This window comes from Mucilaginibacter phenanthrenivorans, assembly GCF_024721155.1.
Lineage (GTDB): Bacteria > Bacteroidota > Bacteroidia > Sphingobacteriales > Sphingobacteriaceae > Mucilaginibacter > Mucilaginibacter phenanthrenivorans.
The window spans coordinates 123,043-143,225 of record NZ_JAHVAP010000015.1; the positions used below are offsets into that span (position 1 = coordinate 123,043).

General features: G+C 42.4%; 27 protein-coding genes. 13 read left to right on the forward strand and 14 right to left on the reverse strand.

The genetic code is table 11. From position 1 onward, the window contains the following. Positions 1-115 precede the first annotated feature (115 nt). On the forward strand, positions 116-358 hold the full coding sequence (locus KXD93_RS27145) for a hypothetical protein (protein WP_258140681.1): 243 nt from the start codon (positions 116-118) through the stop codon (positions 356-358). 134 nt (positions 359-492) lie between these two features. Here the strand turns inward: KXD93_RS27145 and KXD93_RS27150 are convergent, their stop codons facing one another. Further along, the gene (locus KXD93_RS27150; protein WP_258140682.1) at positions 493-687 is read right to left on the reverse strand and encodes a hypothetical protein; all 195 of its coding nucleotides are present in this window, start codon (positions 685-687) and stop codon (positions 493-495) included. A gap of 182 nt (positions 688-869) precedes the next feature. Here KXD93_RS27150 and KXD93_RS27155 point away from each other — a divergent pair, with 182 nt between their 5' ends. Further along, positions 870-1,073, forward strand: a complete 204-nt coding sequence (locus tag KXD93_RS27155) for a hypothetical protein (protein WP_258140683.1) — start codon at positions 870-872, stop codon at positions 1,071-1,073. A 26-nt stretch (positions 1,074-1,099) separates the two neighbouring features. Here the strand turns inward: KXD93_RS27155 and KXD93_RS27160 are convergent, their stop codons facing one another. Next, on the reverse strand, positions 1,100-1,345 hold the full coding sequence (locus KXD93_RS27160; RefSeq protein WP_258140684.1) for a hypothetical protein: 246 nt from the start codon (positions 1,343-1,345) through the stop codon (positions 1,100-1,102). Positions 1,346-1,548: 203 nt separating this feature from the next. On the opposite strand from KXD93_RS27160, the gene KXD93_RS27165 reads away from it, so the two are divergent. From KXD93_RS27165 to KXD93_RS27175, 3 genes are all read left to right on the forward strand, one after another. Next, complete coding sequence (locus KXD93_RS27165; protein WP_258140685.1) at positions 1,549-1,788, forward strand: hypothetical protein; 240 nt, start codon at positions 1,549-1,551, stop codon at positions 1,786-1,788. 151 nt (positions 1,789-1,939) lie between these two features. Further along, positions 1,940-2,083 carry a hypothetical protein gene (locus KXD93_RS27170; RefSeq protein ID WP_258140686.1) on the forward strand — a complete coding sequence of 48 codons (144 nt, stop codon included), beginning with the start codon at positions 1,940-1,942 and terminating at the stop codon, positions 2,081-2,083. 154 nt (positions 2,084-2,237) lie between these two features. After that, the gene (locus KXD93_RS27175; protein ID WP_258140687.1) at positions 2,238-2,750 is read left to right on the forward strand and encodes a DinB family protein; all 513 of its coding nucleotides are present in this window, start codon (positions 2,238-2,240) and stop codon (positions 2,748-2,750) included. 72 nt (positions 2,751-2,822) lie between these two features. Here the strand turns inward: KXD93_RS27175 and KXD93_RS27180 are convergent, their stop codons facing one another. From KXD93_RS27180 to KXD93_RS27195, 4 genes are read right to left on the reverse strand one after another with little or no spacing between them, the layout of a single operon-like run. After that, on the reverse strand, positions 2,823-3,305 hold the full coding sequence (locus tag KXD93_RS27180) for a hypothetical protein (RefSeq protein ID WP_258140688.1): 483 nt from the start codon (positions 3,303-3,305) through the stop codon (positions 2,823-2,825). 47 nt (positions 3,306-3,352) lie between these two features. After that, the gene (locus KXD93_RS27185; RefSeq protein WP_258140689.1) at positions 3,353-3,814 is read right to left on the reverse strand and encodes a MarR family winged helix-turn-helix transcriptional regulator; all 462 of its coding nucleotides are present in this window, start codon (positions 3,812-3,814) and stop codon (positions 3,353-3,355) included. A gap of 3 nt (positions 3,815-3,817) precedes the next feature. Further along, entirely contained in the window at positions 3,818-4,237 is a 420-nt protein-coding gene (locus KXD93_RS27190) for an SRPBCC family protein (protein WP_258140690.1), read from the reverse strand. Positions 4,238-4,272: 35 nt separating this feature from the next. Next, entirely contained in the window at positions 4,273-4,692 is a 420-nt protein-coding gene (locus KXD93_RS27195) for an SRPBCC family protein (protein WP_258140691.1), read from the reverse strand. A 153-nt stretch (positions 4,693-4,845) separates the two neighbouring features. On the opposite strand from KXD93_RS27195, the gene KXD93_RS27200 reads away from it, so the two are divergent. The 4 genes from KXD93_RS27200 (at position 4,846) to KXD93_RS27215 (ending at position 11,093) form a co-directional block, all read left to right on the forward strand. Next, complete coding sequence (locus KXD93_RS27200; protein ID WP_258140692.1) at positions 4,846-7,014, forward strand: outer membrane protein assembly factor BamB family protein; 2,169 nt, start codon at positions 4,846-4,848, stop codon at positions 7,012-7,014. 6 nt (positions 7,015-7,020) lie between these two features. Continuing rightward, entirely contained in the window at positions 7,021-8,100 is a 1,080-nt protein-coding gene (locus KXD93_RS27205; RefSeq protein WP_258140693.1) for a nucleoside hydrolase, read from the forward strand. Positions 8,101-8,564: 464 nt separating this feature from the next. Beyond that, positions 8,565-9,668, forward strand: coding sequence for a S41 family peptidase (locus tag KXD93_RS27210; protein ID WP_258140694.1), 1,104 nt, complete (start codon positions 8,565-8,567; stop codon positions 9,666-9,668). Between the two features lie 384 nt (positions 9,669-10,052). Then, positions 10,053-11,093: an AI-2E family transporter gene (locus tag KXD93_RS27215; RefSeq protein WP_258140695.1), complete on the forward strand. Its 1,041-nt coding sequence runs from the start codon at positions 10,053-10,055 to the stop codon at positions 11,091-11,093. A gap of 13 nt (positions 11,094-11,106) precedes the next feature. On the opposite strand, the gene KXD93_RS27220 is transcribed toward KXD93_RS27215, so the two are convergent. Beyond that, positions 11,107-11,340, reverse strand: a complete 234-nt coding sequence (locus KXD93_RS27220) for a hypothetical protein (RefSeq protein WP_258140696.1) — start codon at positions 11,338-11,340, stop codon at positions 11,107-11,109. 124 nt (positions 11,341-11,464) lie between these two features. Between KXD93_RS27220 and KXD93_RS27225 the strand changes: the two genes are divergently transcribed. Beyond that, positions 11,465-12,172, forward strand: coding sequence for a hypothetical protein (locus KXD93_RS27225; RefSeq protein ID WP_258140697.1), 708 nt, complete (start codon positions 11,465-11,467; stop codon positions 12,170-12,172). A 5-nt stretch (positions 12,173-12,177) separates the two neighbouring features. Here KXD93_RS27225 and glgP read toward each other — a convergent pair whose 3' ends face one another. Continuing rightward, entirely contained in the window at positions 12,178-13,833 is a 1,656-nt protein-coding gene (glgP, locus tag KXD93_RS27230) for an alpha-glucan family phosphorylase (protein WP_258140698.1), read from the reverse strand. A gap of 276 nt (positions 13,834-14,109) precedes the next feature. Here glgP and KXD93_RS27235 point away from each other — a divergent pair, with 276 nt between their 5' ends. Then, complete coding sequence (locus KXD93_RS27235) at positions 14,110-14,913, forward strand: DoxX-related protein (protein ID WP_258140699.1); 804 nt, start codon at positions 14,110-14,112, stop codon at positions 14,911-14,913. Positions 14,914-15,009: 96 nt separating this feature from the next. On the opposite strand, the gene KXD93_RS27240 is transcribed toward KXD93_RS27235, so the two are convergent. Continuing rightward, complete coding sequence (locus KXD93_RS27240) at positions 15,010-15,228, reverse strand: hypothetical protein (RefSeq protein ID WP_258140700.1); 219 nt, start codon at positions 15,226-15,228, stop codon at positions 15,010-15,012. 253 nt (positions 15,229-15,481) lie between these two features. Here KXD93_RS27240 and KXD93_RS27245 point away from each other — a divergent pair, with 253 nt between their 5' ends. Beyond that, a complete protein-coding gene (locus KXD93_RS27245) occupies positions 15,482-15,814 on the forward strand; it encodes a hypothetical protein (RefSeq protein WP_258140701.1) in 333 nt (110 codons plus the stop codon). Between the two features lie 11 nt (positions 15,815-15,825). Here KXD93_RS27245 and KXD93_RS27250 read toward each other — a convergent pair whose 3' ends face one another. The 4 genes from KXD93_RS27250 to KXD93_RS27265 form a co-directional block, all read right to left on the reverse strand. After that, a complete protein-coding gene (locus tag KXD93_RS27250) occupies positions 15,826-16,581 on the reverse strand; it encodes an ABC transporter permease (RefSeq protein ID WP_258140702.1) in 756 nt (251 codons plus the stop codon). 33 nt (positions 16,582-16,614) lie between these two features. Then, positions 16,615-17,394, reverse strand: a complete 780-nt coding sequence (locus KXD93_RS27255; RefSeq protein ID WP_258140703.1) for an ABC transporter ATP-binding protein — start codon at positions 17,392-17,394, stop codon at positions 16,615-16,617. Between the two features lie 31 nt (positions 17,395-17,425). Beyond that, positions 17,426-17,701 carry a DUF4342 domain-containing protein gene (locus KXD93_RS27260; RefSeq protein ID WP_258140704.1) on the reverse strand — a complete coding sequence of 92 codons (276 nt, stop codon included), beginning with the start codon at positions 17,699-17,701 and terminating at the stop codon, positions 17,426-17,428. Positions 17,702-17,850: 149 nt separating this feature from the next. Next, entirely contained in the window at positions 17,851-18,435 is a 585-nt protein-coding gene (locus tag KXD93_RS27265; RefSeq protein WP_258140705.1) for a hypothetical protein, read from the reverse strand. Between the two features lie 170 nt (positions 18,436-18,605). Here KXD93_RS27265 and KXD93_RS27270 point away from each other — a divergent pair, with 170 nt between their 5' ends. After that, positions 18,606-18,902: a hypothetical protein gene (locus KXD93_RS27270; RefSeq protein WP_258140706.1), complete on the forward strand. Its 297-nt coding sequence runs from the start codon at positions 18,606-18,608 to the stop codon at positions 18,900-18,902. A gap of 249 nt (positions 18,903-19,151) precedes the next feature. Here the strand turns inward: KXD93_RS27270 and KXD93_RS27275 are convergent, their stop codons facing one another. Beyond that, complete coding sequence (locus tag KXD93_RS27275; protein ID WP_258140707.1) at positions 19,152-20,093, reverse strand: D-2-hydroxyacid dehydrogenase family protein; 942 nt, start codon at positions 20,091-20,093, stop codon at positions 19,152-19,154. Positions 20,094-20,183 lie beyond the last annotated feature (90 nt).

Below are 20,183 nucleotides of genomic sequence, written 5' to 3' on the forward strand. Positions count from 1 at the left end.
GGGAAACTGCACAGAAGGTGGTTCTGAAATGGTTCAGTTGACATCACAAAATCGGAGGTAAGTTAAGATGGCTTGCTTTATTGTATATTGCGGTTAATAATCAAATAGAGTTCCTATGGAAGTGTTTTTTATCAGGTATCGAAAGATACTGCTCTTTGGAAGTGCTTTTATGCTCTTATATTTTTTTTATGAAATGTATAAGGGAATTGCAAGCATAAGTTCAAGTAATACTGCTGGGGGTATCGGAACGTTGGTTGATGCTGGTATATCTCTATTTTTATCAATTTACTTCTTTGTAAATGTTCGTAAGGCAAAAAGTGCTGTCAATAAGGAAAATGCTGCTTCGGACACAAAATAGCAGCCCAAGGTATAAAAGGTAGGATACTGTCTCTCATTCAGGCTCTTGAACTTTTCGGCAAACCGGTCGGAATAAACCCAGATGGTCACAGCCTATTAAAAAAGCCAGATCTTTGCGCTTCGCCTTTTACCCCCTCATTTCTTATCCGGGTCCCCCAACGGATTCTCAGCCTGTTTAATTAATGCCGCTTCAGTTTCAGAGGGAGGTGGGGTTATTGCAGCATCCGGTACCGGGATATTCATGTCATCATTTGCGGGTTTAGCCTTAGCAGCTTTTTCTGCTTCGGCTCTGACCTTTTTTTCTTTCGGGGAAATCTGTTCTTCGCTCATTGTTTGGGAATTACTACACGTTAGAAGTGTATATGTTCAACAGCGAAAAGGTGTTTCTGTTATTAATTATCAATGAAAAGATGGGTGCGGAATAATAAACCGTTTATTTGCGTAACAATATCAGCTTTTTATGGTTTGATGTGCAGGCGTTATAGAATAAACGGACTGCTAAAAAAAGTACTATGGGAACAATAACAGATTTTGGAAGGGACTTTCCTAAAAAAGCATATACGGCAGGAATTTATAAGGCGCTTGGAACAGACCTGACCAGCGAGCTGGCGCAAGCCAATTGCAAACTTACTATAGATGACGACCTTATCAACTATTCCTTTACCAACCTAACCTTTGAGTTGCAGGAAAAGATCGACCTCAAGAAAAAGCCCTGATTTGGTTTGCGGGATTGATTTAGCGGCTAACCCTGCCAGTCGCTTTTTAAAACCTTATATTCTTCACGTTCCTCTAACGTTAAGGAGGCAAGAACATTTATCGATTTCCCGTTAAGGCCATTGATCACATAATTGCTTTTGGACGCCGTGTCGAAAAACTGGACCCGGTAATTATCCTTTAACTCTTTGTTGTTTTTTACGATTTCCCCAAACCGGGTTATGAAATTGTCTTTTTGAACTGCTGTTGCTAAACTTGGGTTTTTGAGCGCCATTAATAATTGATTTAAAACAAAACGACTGTTATTAACTGAATAACAATTTAGTAAAGATAAAGTTATATTATGAGCGAAATAATTTAAATCAATTTTATTTGTTTGTTATTCATCATGTTATTAAAACGGCGGGGAATATCTTACAATAATTGCCCGGATACAACGTATAGGTCTGAGTAAGTTTTAATAAAATATTTCAGCCGATGAATTACAAAATAGACTTAGCAGACGGAACTGCCCAGCTTATTAATATCACCAGTGCCTACTTTAAGTCGTGGCACGTATGGAACGTTCGGTTTCCAAATGGAAAGGAATGTATGCTGTTCAAGGTTGGCAGCGCATGGATGCAACGAACGGAAGATTTTCTTGATGAAAAAATCGTAGATGCTATCGGTAAGCACATCGATAAGATCATATTAAGACGGAACTCACTCTCTTTTTAAGACGCAGTGCATATATAAGCATACAGTTATTTTAGTCCGCGCCGGGATTTCAGAGTTATCCTGCGCTTAAAACCAGCGTTTTAAAGTTATCGTATGTTTTGGTATGCAATTAGCTAAACACAAACCACAACAACTAAATTAAACTAAGCTTATGAAAACTCAAAAAATTACATTGATCGCCGCTCTGTTCTTGAATAAATTTGATAAGGAGCTTCAACAAATAATGCAACAGGATCTTCAAACAATAAAAGCACGGTCAGGCCGCAAAAACGGCTCTGCGCAGATTGCCTTATAGATAAATATATTTCACCATCTACCAATGGAGATGAGGGTTCTGAAAGGGACCCTTTTTTTGTGGAGTTTAAGTTGAGTAGTTAAGTTAGGCTCCGTTTTTTCGTTTATTTGTGGCGGTATCCATACAGTTAATTAATGCGCTAATATCAATAACGATGCAGAAAACAGAATGGTTTAACAGGAAATTTCCCTTAATTGATGATAACGGCGTTTTACCGGCAATCATCGAACGCTTAAGCGGAACACCCGCCCGGATTGAAGAAATAGTAAGCCAGATAAAGCCAGGTTTGCTGACATTCAAGCTTAAGGATAAATGGACAATTAAAGAGGAAATAGGCCACCTTTCAGACCTTGAACCCCTATGGCTGGGCAGGCTTCATGATCTTATAAATAACGAGGCTGAATTAAGAGTTACCGATCTCACCAATCAACTTACACACAAAGCCAATCACGACGCCACGGAAATAAATGTTTTATTACTGCGCTTCAGGGAAAAAAGAAGATTGCTTGTAAATGAGCTTTTGAACCTGGATGATAAGCAGCTATCCAACACCGCACTGCATCCGCGCCTTAAAACTCCGATGCGTATCATCGATCTGGCATATTTTGTTGCCGAGCATGATGATCACCATTTGGCAAGCGTGCGGGAGATAATGGTTAGCGGATAACTGGATAGGGGGAATTATTTATCATTGGGAATAATGAGTCAAAGTTTCCACCAACAGACAAATTGTTTCGCTTTACAAAATCTCCCCTTCCCCAATGAGATTCCCTCCCTCGTGGATCCACCAGGTCCGTCCCTTATCAAGGTATTTTTCTAAGGGTTGATTTAATATGAATCTAATCGTCACTATTTTGGTTTCACCGGGTTCTATCGTCTGTTGTCCATCAAAGGTTATATCACCTTCAAACGTTTGAAGAAGGCCTCCATCCTTGGGATATTCAAACACATGGTTGGGTCGATAACCGCTTATAAATCCGGTTTTTCGTCCCCCTTCCGCTGTAGCTTTAAGCCTGATCTTAGCTCTTATCGGCATAAGGCCGTAAGGCGCATTATCGTATTCTAAATCCCGAATGCTTGTTAAAGTATATTTATCGTAAGCCATTACATCGAAAACTTTGGACTGCCCAGTTTCAAGCCAGCGTTTATAGATAAGCTTGCCATTCATGTATAGATAAAGTTCGTTGTTTTCTATTTTTTTGGAGACGATCACAATATTCAATCAATTTAAAGTGCAAAATAAGTAAGAAGAGGACTAAATTACCATTTTTAGATCTTATTCCTTCCCAACAGCCCAACAAGCATTCCGTTAAAATCCTTAACATCCTTCCCCAGTCCCGTAAAAAAATCATCGTCAACCTTATTAATGATCTGCACGGCCTGCCTTGATATGGCAATCCCATTCTCAGTCAACGTGACTGACTTTGCCCGGGTATCTGTTTCATGTTCCTGCCTTTCAACCAGCCCTTTTCGAAGCAGGGTTTTAATTATGGTCGATGTGGTCATCGGGTCGATCTTGCTGTGATGCGAAAGATCAATCTGCGTTATGCTTGCTTTGGTTTTTGAGAGCCAAAGCAAGCTGGCCAGCAATACAAACTGCGGGTGTGTTAGATCTATTTCGTCGAGCGCCTTTTTTATTGCCCTGTGCCATAGGGTAGTCACCTGCCAAAGCAGGAATCCGGGGCTGTCTTCGGCTTTCATTACATTGAATGCATTACCTGGTTTATCCATAAATTATAATTTGCCGGCCGTTTCAATTTGTTTTTTAACATCTGCGGGCAATCCCTTTACAATGTCCTGTACAACTATTTTAACCCATAGAAACGCCAGGATCCCCTTTACCGAAATAGTAATAGTTATTTTTAGTCCCTCCGGAGTTTCCTCGAAATCATGGCTACCATACATTTTTGCTAAAGGAAACGCAGTTACATCCAGGTAGCCTTTATTGATAACCGTTTCCAATAATTCTACCCTGATTTTCGGACCTCCTTTCGGCTTCAAAATAAAGGAATTGCCTTTTTCAAAATTACCTTTTAATTCTGTAAACTCAATGCCCTCGTCCCATGAGGGCCATTTGTTTACATCAGCAAATAAGTTCCACATTTGTTCTTTTGTTACATCGGTAGTAGTAACTGAATAAGATTTTGTCCACATGATATTTAAAATTTAATGAGTGTGATAATTTGTGTTTATAATTTGGCGGCTGCCTCAATTTGTTTTTTAACATCCCCAGGTAAGGCTTTCACAATATCGCTTGCAACCAGCTTTACCCATACAAACGCCAGAATTCCCTTTACCGAAATGGTGTTGGTTATTTTCAGGCCGTCCGGGGTTTCTTCAAACGTATGGTTGTCGTACATTTTAGCCATTGGGAATGGGGTTACATCCAAGAAACTTTTATTAACGGTGGTTTCCAATAGTTCCACTTTTAGCTTCGGGCCACCCTTTGGTTTTAAGATAAACGAATTACCCTTTTCAAATTCACCGGTTAACTCGGTAAATTCAATTCCATCGTCCCATGACGACCAGTTGTTTACATCGGCAAATAGCTTCCACATTTGCTCTTTTGTTACCTCCTTAGTGGTAACTGAATAAGATTTTGTCCACATAGTTTTAAAGTTTATAATGCAAATATAATATAAATACATATAATATGTATACTTATTAAAAAATAATTTTCTCTTCGTTGTTTTTAATCATAAATTGCGTAGCCGGGTATTCAAATCCAGCTAATATAAGCCACACAATCCTCGATATTTATAATGAATCCATCAAAAACAAAGCTTTTTTACGGCCTGCTGCTGGCTGTTACTGTAATTGCTGCCTGTAACAATGGTTCAAATCCAGGTTACGATGGCTGGCGTATGGCGGGCGGTAATCCTGACATGAACCACTATTCGACATTAACGCAGATTGACACCGGCAACGTTAATAACCTTGAAGTCGTATGGACCTATCATACCGGTGATGCCGATACGGTGGCAAAATCGCAGATCCAGTGTAATTCGATTATCGTAAACGGGGTTTTATATGGCACTACACCAGCTATGAGCCTTTTTGCGCTGGATGCTGCAACGGGGAAACAAAAATGGGTGTACAAGCCCGTTGTAAAAAAAGATAATAAAGGCACACGCTTTAACCTCAACAATAATCGCGGAGTAACTTATTGGACTGACGGTAAGGACGACGAACGCATTCTATACGTAACAGGCCCATACCTGCAGGCTGTTGATGCCAAGACCGGGAACCTGATCGACAGCTTTGGCGATCATGGCAAGGTTGAAATGCATGTTGGCCTTGGTGAAAACGCAGCTGATCTGTTTGTTACAGCAACAACACCCGGTACCATTTATAAGGACCTGTTTTTAACAGGCACCCGCGTATCCGAAAGTATGGATGCCGCCCCGGGTTATATCCGTGCGTTTGATGTGCGCACAGGAGCAATGAAGTGGGTTTTTCATACCATTCCACAGCCGGGAGAACCGGGCTACGAAACCTGGGAAAATAAAGATGCCTATAAACTTACCGGCGGAGCCAATAACTGGATGGGGATCACCATCGACCAAAAACGCGGCATAGCCTATGTCCCCATTGGTTCTGCCTCGATGGATTTTTACGGTGGCAGGCGCCGCGGCGCCGACTTATATGCCAATTGCCTGCTGGCGCTGGATGCCGCCACCGGCAAATTACTTTGGCACTTTCAATATGTACACCACGATACATGGGACCGCGACCCATCATCGGCGCCTGTTCTGATAACAGTAAAGCACGATGGCAAAATGGTTGATGCAGTGGTACAAACCACCAAGCAGGGTTTTGTTTTTGTTTTCGACAGGGAAACGGGCAAATCGTTGTTCCCTATTAAAGAAGTACCTGTTGATACGGTTACGGCGCTTAAGGGCGAAAAATTATGGCCTACCCAGCCCGAACCTCAACTGCCAAAGCCTTTTGTAAGGCAATCGTTTACCGAAAAGGATATTAACCCTTACCTGCCAGACTCATCGCGCGAGGACATCAGGAAACAGTTGGCAACATTTCACACCGGCCAGCTATTTACACCGCAATCAAAGGAAGGCACTATCATATTTCCCGGCTTTGACGGGGGAGCAGAGTGGGGCGGCCCGTCAGTTGATCCAAACAGCGGTGTGATCTATATAAATGCAAGCGAGATGTCGTGGATCCTGAAGATGTATGATGTAAAGGAAGCAGCAACAGGCAAGGAGAATTACCTGCAGGCAGGAGTGAGGCTTTTTCAGCAAAATTGTATGTCGTGTCATGGTAAGGACAGGAAGGGTGGGGGTAATTACCCGTCGTTGATCGGAGTAGATAAAAAGCTGAATGAGAACGCATTTATCAATTTTATAAATAACGGTCGCCGGATGATGCCGGCATTCCATCACTTGCCGCTGCAGGAAAAGGAAGCCATTGCCAGTTATGTGCTAAACCTGGATAAGGAGCAGAAGAAGCCATTTGTTCAGCATTTATCGGCAAAGGAAGCATTCCGGAGCGTACCATACAGCCCATCTGGCTACAATAAGTTTTTAACCAAAGATGGTTTGCCCGCCATAGCGCCGCCATGGGGGACACTAACCGCTATTGACTTGAATACCGGCCAGTTTTTATGGAAGGATACTCTAGGCCAGGATGCTCGCTTTAAAAACGTAAAGAATACCGGCACCGAAAATTACGGTGGATCGGCAATAACAAAAAGCGGCTTGTTATTTATAGCTGCCACCAGCGACGGTATGTTCCGGGCCTTTAACAAGCGTAATGGCAAACTATTATGGCAGGTAAAACTGCCGAATGCAGGCTTCGCCACACCATCAATTTATGAAGCAAACGGCAAAGAATATGTAGTAATAGCGTGCGGTGGCGGCAAGCTCGGCACAAAATCAGGCGATTCGTATGTAGCGTTTGCGTTGAAGAAATAGTTGCTGTTGAAGATTCTTTATAGCGATGGGTTTAAAATCCATCGCTATGGAAAAGCTTTGGGACAGTTTACGCATTATTTTGAATTCTATTATCAATCATCCATCATGATAAAAAAGATCTTACTCCTTTTCCTCATAACAAGCTGCTCATTTTATGCAGCAGCTCAACGCACCAAACCCGTAAGCGTAATTTTTGATACAGATATGGCCAGCGATTATGACGATGTTGGTGCAATTGCCCTATTACATTATTATGCCGATATAGGCAAAGCCAATATTTTAGCAACAATTGCCAGTAGCAAATACCCACGGGTTGCGGCCGTTTTAAGCGTGTTTAATACTTACTTTAACCGCCCCGATATTCCAATAGGCGTGCCAACTGGCACGACATCAGAAGATCCCGGCTGGCAGCATTGGTCGGACACGCTTGTTGCAAAATATCCGCATAAAATAAAAACAAATGCCGATGCCATGGATGCAGTGAAACTGTACCGCAAGATTTTGGCAACGCAGCCCGATACCAGCGTTACCATTATTACGGTTGGTTTTTTTACCAATATAGCCGATTTAATGCGATCGCAGGCCGACGAATATTCGCCTTTAACAGGGGAACAATTGATTGAAAAAAAGGTAGCTAAGCTGGTTTCGATGGCCGGGAGATTTCCGTCGGGCAGCGAATATAACATGAACCACGTTGCCTCGCGGACAGTTTATGTTTTTAAACATTGGACAAGGCCGGTAATATTTAGCGGTTATGAAATTGGCGCGCAGGTCCACACCGGTATTCCGCTTATCAACAATAACAAAATCACCAATAGCCCGGTAAAGGATGTATTCAGGATTTCCATCCCACAGGCAAAGGAGGACGCGAACGGCAGGATGAGCTGGGACGAAACGGCTGTACTGGTAGGCATAAACGGCGCTGCGCCTTATTTTAACCTGCATTATGGCAGGGTGATAGTTAATGCCGACGCCAGCAATAGCTGGATTGATGGAGGCAACCAGGCTTATTTAATTTTTGCCCGGCCCGCAGCGGAAATGGAGACATTTATTAATAATTTGATGATGCACCAGCCGCTTAAATAGGAGCGGATTTATGGCTGTTTATGTATTTTATGCTAAAATCTAATAACTTTTGGCAAATATTCCCCAATAATTGCCGATTCTAAAATACTAACTTTGCCGCTTCATAGCACACGTTCGTGTGCATTGTGATAAGGTTTAGGTTAAAACCCCCGAACAGCGAGTGTAAGGGGGTTTTGTTTTTTTTATGAGGCTTTGCCTATAATCACTCATTGTCGCTTACAGTGAACGAAAAGATAATCAGCATAGTTTCCTAGACATTTCGTTAACACTAATGTTAAGTGTGCAGTTATTTCTGTAAGTTTAAATTATAATTGATATATCACTTCATAGCACGCGTTCTTGTGCATTGGGATAAGGGTCCCTCTAAAAATAAAAATCACCTTACACTTATTGATATTTTCGCTTCTGCCGTGCAACATTTTTAGTCTTTTCACACCTTATAGTGTAAATCATTTTAAATAGCAATGAAGAAAACTAAACTACTGCTTTTTTTAGCGTTGATCATCGTTGTTGGCGGCAGGTCATTTGCCCAGGAATGCAACTGTTCTTTAGCTTTTAAGTGGGCGAAACAAGCATTTGAAGATAATGATGCCGGCTTTCAATACATCCTTGATCAGAAGGGAAGTGAGGCTTATCAAATTCACAATAACGTTTTTCAAAAAAAGGTTAGAAGGATAACAAACGCCGATTCGTGTATGCTTGCCATGCGGCAATGGGCCAAATTCTTCCGGGTCGGTCATTTTGGCTTTATAGTCAACCAAAGCCAACCTATAAAAAACAATTCTGTGCTGGATAACAAAACAACGACTAATAAGAAAGCAGTTAATCCTTTTGCACATAGTAGCGCCTATGTTCAGGATTATGATTCCAGCACTGTCTATTTGCGTATTCCCACTTTTGACTCAAAATATAAAAAGGAAATTGACAGTGTAATTCACGCTAATCTCAATAAGATTCTGAGTAAAAAGAACCTGGTAATTGATATAAGCGACAATGGCGGCGGCGATGACGCCAGTTTTGACGAAATCTTGCCCATATTGTATACCAATCCGATCAGTATGGTGACTGTAACCCGTCTTTCAACTAAAAATAACAATAAAATATGGGAAGATCAGCTAGCCCAAAAAAACATACCGGAAGTTTGGAGAAAATATTATACCCATTATCTGGACACGTTAAATGCCAACATAGGGAAATTCATCCGGTTGAGGGACAGAGATGTTTACATAACGAGTTATAATACCAAGCACCCGCTACCCCAAAATGTTGGGATAATGATCAATGGTAATAACGGGAGCACGGCAGAGCAATTTTTGTTAGCAGCCAAACAAAGTAAAAAAGTTAAATTATTCGGCACGACCACTATGGGTGAGCTGGATATATCCAATATGTATAGTATAATATCTCCTGATAAGAAATATACCCTATGGTACTGTACTTCCAAAAGTTTACGAATACCCGATTATACGATTGACAATAAGGGGATAGCGCCTGATTTTTATATCGATAGGTCCATTCCCAGGGAGAAATGGCTATCTTATGTTGCTGGGATTATGGAAGACTGGTAAAAAGATATCGGTAAGTAAATTTGATTAAATAAAGAAGTAAAATATAATGCATTGACAAAATCTAAAGAAGCGAGTTCCCTCTGCGTTCTCGTGGAACAAGCTTGGATGCCGTCTACAGATTGGCCGCGTAGGTTTCAGACTATTACAGTTCTCTGTTTCGGCACCTGTGGATTTGCCACAATGCCCTCCCTGAATTCCTGCTGTCATCTTTCTCCCGGAACAGCGAGTGTAAGAGGCAGTTTAAGCCCTTGCCCGTAATCAATTATGTTGGTCACGGCGAACGACAAAGTGATCAGGATAAGTTTCCTAAACATTTCCTTAACACTAATGTTAAGTGTGCAGTTAATTCTGTAAGTTTAAATTATAATTGATCTGCCACTTATCATGCCCGAAAAAAAGCCGTTACCACCCAAAACTGCAAAGGAACTAAGCTATACGGAAAAGGTTTGGCACACTGTAGGTATAGTAGCTATAGTGGCTATACTGATTCTGATTGCCCGGGTTGCTTTTGGGGTTTTGCTGATGGCGCTGGCGGGTTGCCTTATATCTGTTTACTTTCACGGGCTTGGTGATGTTATCCAGCGCAAAACAAAATGGAAGCGCAGTACCAGTATGATAATTTCTATCGCCGGCTCATTCATCATATTGGCGTTTCTGCTTTGGTTTATGGGCAGTAAAATCCAGAACCAGATCTCGGCTTTAAGTGACACCCTGCCGCAAACCATTAAGGATGCCAAGATAAAACTGGCCGAAACGCCGTTAGGACGCAAATTGCTCGAAGCTACTTCGGGGGGCAGCTCTGATAAGCTGTTCGCAACCGCCAGCCAGTTTTTCAGCACAAGCTTTGGCGTTTTGGGTAATATGTATATCATTTTATTTTTGGGGATCTTTTTTACAGCAAGCCCAACTATGTACAAGGATGGGCTGATCCTGCTGATCCCGCCTGATCATAAGGATTTGACCAGGAATATCATAAATCGCGTCAGCATTTCCTTAAAGGGCTGGCTTAAGGGCACCATGCTCTCCATGGTGATGATCATTATTTTGCTGCCTATCGGGTTAATGATAATGGGGGTTCCGCTTGCGCTGGTACTTGGATTATTGGCAGGCATCCTGGTAATTGTACCAAACTTTGGTTCGTTTGCAGCTATGATCCCGGGCGTATTACTGGCGCTAACTATGGGTGGCGATAAGGCAATTATTGTGGCGCTTATTTACATTGGAGTGCAAACGCTGGTGCAAAATATCATAGCGCCTATCATCCAGAAAAAGATAATCAATTTACCACCGGCATTAACCATTGTCGGTCAGTTGGTTATGGGTGTATTGGGTGGCGCAATGGGGATAATAATGGCCGTGCCTGCGCTGGTGATAGTAATGATTTTGGTTGATGAGGTCTATGTGAAAAAAATCAATCCCGAATAACAAACGGAATCAATTACATCCTCATTCTTAACGAAACAGAGCGACCAAGCGCCTGCACAAGCTCCGGGTCTAAGGATTTTTCTGCATCCTTTTGCACCCAAACCCGCTTGTCGTTCTTAATTAATTCCACCTTTTCGCCATTTACAACCAGTTGTAATTCAGTAGTATACTGATTAATTATCTTGCTGTCAATAATCTGGTAAATGTAATCCTGTTCGTTGTAAGTTATCCGCAGTGGCAATCCCATATTCTAGTCCTCGGGGGTAAAGATAAGTTTTAATGGCTATTTAACTAATGTTTAATCGCTATAATGTTATCAAAACAAATGTTTTGAATAAATCTTTATTAATTATCGATAAATAAAAAACTACATGAAAAGGATAACTTCAACCGTCATTGCATTGCTGTTATTGTCAGCCTGCACCATTGATTTTAAAGCCAACCAGCAGATAAGCGCCGCCATAAAAAATAAGGTCAAAGCCATTTCGGTTACGGTGAGCGATGGGGTGGAAGCCAATACCAATGGCTTTAACGGCAGCAAAAAAGAAATTGTGGTTGATTTAGGCGGAAATAATGCCATATCGAAAACTGTGCTGGTTGGCGTAGCCTATCATTGCGCCGATACGGCCTATCAAATTTTAAACAGCTACAAGGAAAAGCTGCCGTCCTTTTTCCAAATCCGGGTAAAGGCAGGTGGAATGACATCCGATAACATCAATTTTAAATCTTCCCTTTTGGCAAAGAATAATATAATAACTGCAAAAATTAAAACCTTTATGGCCGCCGTGGTTGCCCGTCGCTATACCGATTTACCCGGCGATATGGAACCCGGGCTAAACCTCGAGCCAATAACCTCCCTGCTTAAAAACGCGGATGCTTCAGGCAATGGCGTAAGCGGGTACCAGTTTATAGGGCTTCAGCACGCCATGGGCTTCCACAATCCGGATAAAAAACCAATGGAAGTTATCCAGGGTTGGGTAATGCTCTCAGCCATGGGCACCAAGGCGCAATACCCAATGTTGTTTGTGGCCAATCCGGCGACCAATCAGTTGTCATCCGTGTACATAAACCCTAAGTAGACCGGTTAACTGTTATACATTATTTCGTAATACTCTTTAACCATCCGCCCGGCTTCAAAGGCAGGTACCACATCGCTTGCCCCTTTTTTCAAAATGCTTAGCCACTGTTTTTGGTCGTTATAATAAGTTGGGACAACCACGTTCTCCAGCGTGTCCATCAAGTTCCTGGCTTCTTGCGCGTCTTTTTCTTCGGTTGACAGCTGGTTGTCCGCAGGATGGATCACGTAGCAGTTCTCTTTATCCTTAGCAAATTCGGGCACCCAGCCGTCGGGTAGTGATACGTTAATTGCGCCGTTCATCGCGGCTGTCATTCCACTGGTTCCTGATGCTTCACGATACATCCGCGGGTTGTTGAGCCATACATCAGCGCCTTTTTTCAATAGAGCAGATAAGCCGAGCTCGTACCCGGTAAGTACCGCGCAATTGGCAAAAGGTTTTACCCTGCTGATGATCTGGTTAAACAAATCTATCGCGCCATAGTCCTCTGGATATGGCTTACCTGCCCAGATAATTTGTACCGGGCGATCCGGGTTGTTTACCAGGTTTAAAAACCTGTCCCAATCATACATTACCATATCTGCGCGTTTATAACCGGCGAAGCGCCGGGCCCAAACTATTGTAAGCGTATCTTCATTAAATAACTTTCCGCATTGGTCGGCTACTGTTTTAAATAGCTGCCTTTTCATCTCCTTTTTTCGTTGGGTGATCGCCGTGTCATTTTTTTTGCTGAGCGCCGTTTCCAGCGCATCATCCTTCCAATAAGTTTTGTTTTGTGCGTTGGTGATGGATGTGATCTCGCAAATGCCGGGATTGCTGCCCCACATTTGACGGGCGACTTCGCCATGAATCTTTGATACACCGTTTGCCTTGCGCGCAAATTTTAACGCTGCAAGCGTGTAATTGAACTTATCCCCCTCTAACCCCAATACCGAACGCACTTCATGCTCCTGCATGTGGTAAAAGAACGACATGTCCTTCAGTAGTCCATAACCATGTTCCTCGTTGCCGGCCATTTCAGGGGTGTGGGTGGTAAACACTACTCTTTTTCTTACCTCGTCTAAATTGTTATTATGCTTAGCAAACAGGTAGAAATTTAACGGTAATGAATGCCCTTCGTTCATGTGGTAAACCTGGGGTTCAATCTGCAGGATGTCGAGCAGCATGGCGCCGCCAATTCCCAGCACAATGCTTTGCGCAATACGGGTGGTCTCATTAGGATCATACAGTTGGCGCGTAATGGTGCGCGACTGCTCGTCATTCTCCGGGATATCCGTACTTAATAAAAATAAAGGGGCCGAGCCAAATGTTTCCGGTTTGAGCAGGTAAGCCTTCACGTGTACCGGCGAATCATGAACCGGAACCGTGAACACAATACCCGGATCCTGTAAAAAGGAATATTGCTTTTCAATAAATTCGGGTTTCATCAGGGCGTTGCCATCGCGTCCCTGGTCGTAATAACCATATTTCCAAAGCATTCCTATACCAAGCAAATTTTGTTTCAGCTCGTACGCGCTGCGCAGGTGCGAACCAGCCAGGAAGCCTAATCCACCGCTATAGATTTTCAACGCCTGGTCAACGGCAAATTCCATTGAAAAATAGGCGACAGTAGTTTTGTATTTATCATCAGGCGTATAGCCAAAAATGTCATCTCGTGTAATCATAATGGCAAGATAACCGAAAAGGAAGTACTTAGTTTTGCCAGTATGAAAAGTTGACATTTAATTGTTTTTCTGATAACAAATTGCGTGAAAAACGTGAGGCATGGGGATAATTTGGCTGAAACTGTCCTTGCAGTTGTAATATTCAATGTTTGATTTGCAAGGATAAAACATTGTTTATTCCTCTTGTACAAACTTGTTTCAACATGTACAAGCGGTGAATTGCTTTCCCTATTCCTACGCCCGAAATTAGATCGATATAAACCAACCTTTTTATCAATGGAAAAACTTATTAAAGCGGGACGTATTTTTTATGGGATAATGATAGCCGGCCTTGGCGTTCAACAAATTTTTTATGCCGATTTCAGGCCGGTAATATTTCCGCCATGGGGTGCATCGGTACCAGGCATTGCTTTTTGGGCCTACTTGTTTACCGTGGTGTTAATTGCTGCTGGCATTTGCATTATTATTGACAAATGGGCCCGGGAGGTATCGCTGATATTAGGCGGGCTGTTTCTTTTGTTGATCCTGTTGTGCCAGGCACCTTATGAATTAATCATGGACCCATATAAGGATCATTTAGGTTCATGGACTAACGCGTTAAAGGAACTGGTATTGGCGGGTGGTGCATTTGCAGTGGCCGGTACCTACCCGGTAAGCGAAGCTGATGATCAAAAAACGCCATCATTGATCTGGCTGCTGGAAAAGTTAATTCCCTTTGGCGGCACGTTCCTGTCAATAACCATGATATTATTTGGCGTGGCTCATTTTTTATACCCAACCTTCGTAGCACCGCTCGTGCCTGCCTGGATCCCGAGCCATCTTTTCTGGACTTATTTTGCGGGTGTAGCGCTCATAGCAGCCGGAGTAGGCATCATTTTGAAAATTCAATTGAAGCTGGCTGCCCTTTTATTGGGCGCGATGATATTTATATGGCTGCTGGTGTTACATATCCCGCGCACAATAGCCGATCCATACGGAGATAAGGGTAACGAATTAACCAGCGTTTTTGAAGCGTTAGGTTTCAGCGGGATTGCTTTTATTGTGGCATTTGGGTATCACAAAAAGAAAAAGGCAAACTAAAACCGATCATTGTTTTTTAAAATAGTGTATGCAACAAGAGCAGGCTATCTCCTTTTTCAGATTTAGCCTGCTCTTATTATTTTATATAACTCAGTATTAAGCCTTCTTTTCAGTATGGCTTACGTAGTAAAATACGATGCCAACAAAGGTAAAGATGATGCCGACAAATAAAGGCCATTCAGAAGATTGACCGTTGCTGCGGTTAATGGTCATTGAATCAGAATCAACAGGATTAACAGCCGATCTGTAGTAAATGATTAACCCGATAGTGATTATTATTCCAACTATAATAAGAAGTACGCTAACTTTTTTCATGATACCTTGTCAACAAGAATTGTTTGTTAATTGGCTGTAAAGGTAGGATTATTTTGAATTTTTAAAAATCGACCCGGTGAAATTAATTTGAAAATTTGATGATTTGAAAGTGAGTTGATGATTTACGCCCAAAACTTGTAATAAATAACAGATAGCTACGCTTATGACATTTTAAAATCGCAATATTTTCAATTCAATTTACGCAACTATTGCCTGCGGCGCACGTATAAAAAGCTGATTAATTTAACAGCAAATGTTGGTTCACCCCGAAATTGAAGAGATCTTAAATAACGCCGGCCCGGAAAACTTTATCCCGACCCAGCATATGCTCCGTAGCGCCGGTAAATTGTTAAATTATATCGATGATATTAATGCTGAACGTACCGGCAAATTCGAGCTTACCGCAGCCGATAGCCTTTACCTGCAATGGGATTTAGAAGATCTTGAATTTCACTTCGAATGCCTGGGCAATGGTAAGATCCTTTATACATTTCGAAAGGGCGGCTTAGGAAAAGCCAGTGGCAGTAGTAAAATTGAGGAATTTATCCCGAGGCTCGAAAGCTTTCTTTTAATCAGCATCAACTGATATTTACCCCACTATTTCGTATTCCATTTAAACCATTTTATACCCAGCGTTGTACAAACTACGGTGTACCCAAGGGTGGCGAGCAAAGCCATAGAAGCGTTGTTGTTCCATTTTGCTGGTTCCATCCCGGCTGCTAAAATTGTTTTAACTGTACCATAAGGTGACCATACAATTATGTCGTGAATTGTCTTCCCTACTTCATTTATGTACATTTCACCAAGCATTCCTGACATAATGAATATAAAGTAAATAAAACGGCTTGCGGAATTTACGGTTTCTGGATTTTGAATTCGCCCAACAATCATCTGTCCAATGCTCAAATAAACTACTCCACCAACGAGAGCCGTAAAGTAGGTTAATACGTAGGCCAAAGGAGTAAGCGTTATCCCGTCGTATTGTTTACCTATTATAAATACAAATGTTGTTATAAGTAATATCATGACGATCTGTACTATTATGCGACTTCCCATAATAGTCCATGAAGGTAAGGGTGCAACTCTAAGCCGTTGAAAAATGCCTTTGTCGCGATCACGGGCTATACTATTTGAATATCCCATTAGACCGGTAGCCACCAACCCAATTGTTATACTGTTTGATAGTACAAAAGGGCCGCCCATTTTTTCAACAAATACCTTCCATAAAGCAAGAATAACTACTGGCACAATCAACGTCAGCACCACCGCCCTGCGGTTACGCCATTGTGTTGTAAAATCGGCGCGTAAAAGCGTTTTTAAAACGGTAGATATTTTAGGGATCGATGTCTCCATTGGTATTAATTGCTTGTTAATGTGTTGGTGATATTAGGAGCGTATTGCCTTGCCTGTTAATGCGATGAATACGTCTTCGAGCGTGATTCTGCCCCTGCGCGAAACGGCTATAACTTCAGGATCATCGCGGTGCTTATCGATCATGCCCTGCGGTGTGTCAACGGCTATCACCCTGCCGTGATCGATGATAGCAATCCGGTCGCAAACTGATTCAGCTTCCTCCATGGAATGGGTAGTAAGCAAAACTGCGTGCCCGCGTTCGCGGATGGCTTCAATGCGCTCCCATAGCTGTCTGCGTGATTGGGGATCGAGCCCGGTAGTGGGTTCGTCAAGCAATACAAGTTTTGGGTTATGAATGGTCGCAATAACCAACGACACCCTTTGCTGCTGTCCGCCGGAAAGCTCACCAAACTTCTTCATTGCCGAGTCTTCCAGGTTTATCTCCCTTAAAATTCCCATCAGATCGGCCTTGCTTGCCGGTACGCCATAAACCCCCGCATAAAGCTGCAACACCTCTATCACAAAAAGTTCGGGCTGAAAGCTGGTGGATTGGAGTTGCACACCCAATGATGCGCGGGCATGCAAAGGTTTTGAAACTGCATTGTTGCCATCAACTAAAATAGTCCCGGCCTGTGGCTTTAGCAACCCTTCAACGGCGCTGAGGGTACTGGTTTTACCGGCCCCATTGGGACCAAGCAGGCCAAATATCTCGCCCCTGCGGACACTGAACGAAACGTTTTGAACCGCATTGAAGCTGCCATAACTTATGCTCAGACCATCAACCGTTAATATATTGTCCTGTTGTTTACTCATTTAATAAAATAGGATCGTGTTGTTTTAAGGCTTAAGATGTTTTCTCGTCATCTACAATTTCTGCGTCTGCAATTTCTCTTTCAACGGTAATTGTACAGTCGGTTACCAGCGCAGCTACTGCGCCAATGGCTGCAAACATGGGTGCAAGTATAACACCTACAACGCCGGCAGTTAAAGGGAAATGCAAAAGTTCCTTGCCGTGTTTGTCTGTAATAATTATCCGGGTAACGTTACCCTCTTTTATGAGTTCCTTTATTTTATCCAGCAGGCCTGAGCCGTTTATGGAAAATGATTCTTTAGTGGTCATGATCTTAATTGTTTTAGTACACTTTGGAGACAGGGAGGTAATTGAATGTTACATGAAAAATAAAAAAATTCCATGACACCTCATAAATAACAACGCCTTTTAAGGAATAAAAATAAAATCGCTGATTTTATCGGACAAATTACGAGGATCTACTTAACAACAAAACCGTTTACTATTTCATCCATTTGCGTCCAATTATTATGCTTATAATCCTGCGGCGAAATCTCAAAAAGTACTGTAGAATGGTTGACCGCCGGGTATCGCCGGATATGGATGCGTGCGTTTAAAGTTAGCGGCTGCCTGTTTAAAAAATTGAGCGTCACTATAATCCCTTCATAGGTTTCATTGTCGGCGGGCGCGGTAGCTACCTTTTTTAGCCCAAGGTGAGTTAAGTTTTTACTTCCTGCGGGATCAGCCTTTTGGTTGCTGGTATAAAGCCCGTTATAATATTGTAACAGGTCCTGTTTTAAGCTATCGTCGTTAACAACGGGTGTACCTTCAATAAACCAAATAAATGTGTACGACCAATATTCTGCGCTTTTTGCATCACTCCAACCCGGCATAAAGCGGATCTCCTCCGTTGCTTTGTAGTTGATTGCCGGGGCAAAAGAAATAGGGAATGCTATTTTTTCTACGCCCCATTTGGCGGGTAAGGGCAAGGTATAGGTTGCCTGCTGGCAGATGGCCGCTTTGCCAAAAAATAAAAACGCCAATACGATAAGTGCTCGTTGCATAATGATATGAAGATATCAAATAATACTAATAACAGGTCTGGATTTGGTCTTAATTTATGTTAAACCGCATTTTGCTATCAGTTCACCCCCGGCTTTTTCAGCCTCGCCCCAAAAGCTCGAACCTGATGCACTTGCAGCGGTCTATCTTTAAAATAAAAAATAAAAACATCATGAAAAAGATCCTTTTTGTAGCAGCCCTTGCAATTTCAGGGAGCTTTAGTGCTAAGGCACAAACCAGGGTAGTAGTAAGAGCACCCGTTAACAGAGTAGTGGTAGTAAAACCTGCGGTAGTTCATCCTGTTGTTGCAACTGCCGTAGTTAATCACCCGGTGGCTGTAGCGGCAGTTGTCGCACATCCGGTAGTTACCGCAGCCGCCGTAAGGACTGCGGTAATTGTTGCACCGGCAAAAGTGGTTGTGGTTCGTAGACCGGTACTCAAGAGAAGAGTCGTAGTTGTTAACCCTTAATATCTTTTCATAACGATTAATGTACCTGAATATCTACATCGATAAAAAAATTACAATCCCCAATTGTTTAACAACGATGTATTAAGAGTTTTTTCATTGGCGTGCCATTAGGCAGCAAGAACAACTCTGCTATTGCTCTAACCAACTTCTCGACAAAAGCCTTTAAAAAGTAGCTTCTGTTACTTTTTAAAGGCTTTTATATTGGTGCCTGGAATTAAATAAGCGAATGAAAAATAAAATAAGAGTCGATTATACTTGTTTTAGCCATTCCAATAATTCTGCCACCGTATCCTCATAAAAAAGCTTGTATGTTTTTTCGGTGACATAACCAATATGCGGCGTTGCCAATATATTATCCAACTTGCGGAAGGGGTGATCAATTGGCAGAGGCTCAATTCCATAAACATCAATAGCTGCGCCGGCTATTTTTTTCTGCTGTAAGGTACTTACCAACGCATCCTCGTCAACTAACGGCCCTCTTGAGGTGTTTATAAAATAAGCCGTTGGTTTCATCAGGTCGAGTTCATGCTGGCCAATTGTATTTCTTGACCTATCGCTTAAAACTAAATGAATGGTTATAAAGTCTGATTCCCGCATCAGCGCTTCTTTGTTTACCAACGTTGCCCCGGCTACGGTTGCTTTTTCTTCGGTGAGGTTTTCGCTCCAGGCCAACACGTTCATGTCAAATGCTTTGGCGTAAGCCGCTATTTTTGTGCCGATGTTACCGAGTCCGATGATCCCTATGGTTTTCCCGGCCAGGTCGGTAGCGATAGTGGTTTGCCAAAGGCCACTCTTCAGGTTTGCATTTTCAAGGGTGATGTTGCGCGCAATAGCCATCAGCATTGCCCATGTTAATTCAGGAGCCCCGCCGCCGAAATAGCCCGTGGTTTTTAGTGTGATACCAAGCTCTTGTACAGCCTTCTCGTCTATGGACGCATTCCGCCTGCCGGTAGAGATGATCAGTTTTAGATTAGGAAGCTGCGAAAGCAATTGCCTGTTCAATGGCGTTCTTTCGCGCATTACGCAAACCACCTCAAAAGGTAGCAGCCGGGTAACAATTTCTGCCTCATCGGTTAAGTGATCATTGAATATCGATACATCAGCGCGTTGTTGTACAACTGTCCAGTCGGCCATGATAAGCGCTACGCCCTGGTAGTCATCAAGAACTGCAATTTGGGGTTTGTTGGTCATCAGGCAAACTTACCTTTAGATTAGCTTCAACAAGAATTAATATGTTATTATTATTGTTGAAGCTTTCTTTTTGCTTCTTTTTCTTTGTTA